Source organism: Rossellomorea oryzaecorticis (assembly GCF_038405515.1).
Taxonomy (GTDB): Bacteria; Bacillota; Bacilli; order Bacillales; family Bacillaceae_B; genus Rossellomorea; species Rossellomorea oryzaecorticis_A.
Map to the genome: position 1 here is coordinate 1 of NZ_JBBYAF010000097.1, position 878 is coordinate 878.

The 878-nt window shown below is 48.1% G+C and carries 6 tRNA genes; all 6 read left to right on the forward strand.

Annotated elements, in window-relative coordinates:
* Nucleotides 1–111: 111 nt before the first annotated feature.
* The 6 genes from AAEO50_RS21125 to AAEO50_RS21150 all read left to right on the forward strand — a co-directional run bounded on the left by AAEO50_RS21125 (nt 112) and on the right by AAEO50_RS21150 (nt 696).
* Nucleotides 112–196: transfer RNA gene (locus AAEO50_RS21125), tRNA-Leu, on the forward strand.
* Nucleotides 197–203: 7 nt separating this feature from the next.
* Nucleotides 204–278, forward strand: a tRNA-Gly gene (locus tag AAEO50_RS21130).
* Nucleotides 279–287: 9 nt separating this feature from the next.
* A tRNA-Leu gene (locus AAEO50_RS21135) sits at nt 288–376 on the forward strand.
* A gap of 75 nt (nt 377–451) precedes the next feature.
* Nucleotides 452–528 (forward strand) — tRNA-Arg (locus tag AAEO50_RS21140).
* Between the two features lie 7 nt (nt 529–535).
* Nucleotides 536–612, forward strand: a tRNA-Pro gene (locus AAEO50_RS21145).
* Nucleotides 613–620: 8 nt separating this feature from the next.
* Nucleotides 621–696, forward strand: a tRNA-Ala gene (locus tag AAEO50_RS21150).
* The last annotated feature ends 182 nt before the right edge of the window (nt 697–878 follow it).

Consider the following 878-nt stretch of genomic DNA (forward strand, 5'->3'; position numbering starts at 1 on the left):
CCATTAGCTCAGTTGGTAGAGCATCTGACTTTTAATCAGAGGGTCGAAGGTTCGAGTCCTTCATGGCTCACCATAGATTTTTGCAAAAGGCAAAACATCTAATATTTTCATGCGGGTGTGGCGGAATTGGCAGACGCACCAGACTTAGGATCTGGCGCCGCGAGGCGTGGGGGTTCAAGTCCCTTCACCCGCACCATTTATATGCGGAAGTAGTTCAGTGGTAGAACACCACCTTGCCAAGGTGGGGGTCGCGGGTTCGAATCCCGTCTTCCGCTCCAGAAGATTTTGCCGGGGTGGCGGAACTGGCAGACGCACAGGACTTAAAATCCTGCGGTAGGTGACTACCGTACCGGTTCGATTCCGGTCCTCGGCACCAAAGATTTTTGCGCTGGCAAAATATCTTTCCATAAATTTTGCAACTGCAAAATAACTGTTCTTAATTATATAATTAGCGCCCGTAGCTCAATTGGATAGAGCGTTTGACTACGGATCAAAAGGTTAGGGGTTCGACTCCTCTCGGGCGCGCCATATATGTCGGGAAGTAGCTCAGCTTGGTAGAGCACTTGGTTTGGGACCAAGGGGTCGCAGGTTCGAATCCTGTCTTCCCGACCACCTTATTTGGGGCCTTAGCTCAGCTGGGAGAGCGCCTGCTTTGCACGCAGGAGGTCAGCGGTTCGATCCCGCTAGGCTCCACCAAAGATTTTTGCTTCAGCAAAATATCTTACCTTAAAAACAATTAAAAAAGTTATTGACACTCACTTGTGTCGATGATATGATTGTAAAGTCGCTTCAAACGGAGCACACAACAAATTGAACCTTGAAAACTGAACAAAACAAGACAATACGTCAACGTTAATTCTAGATTTACCGCAACGAGT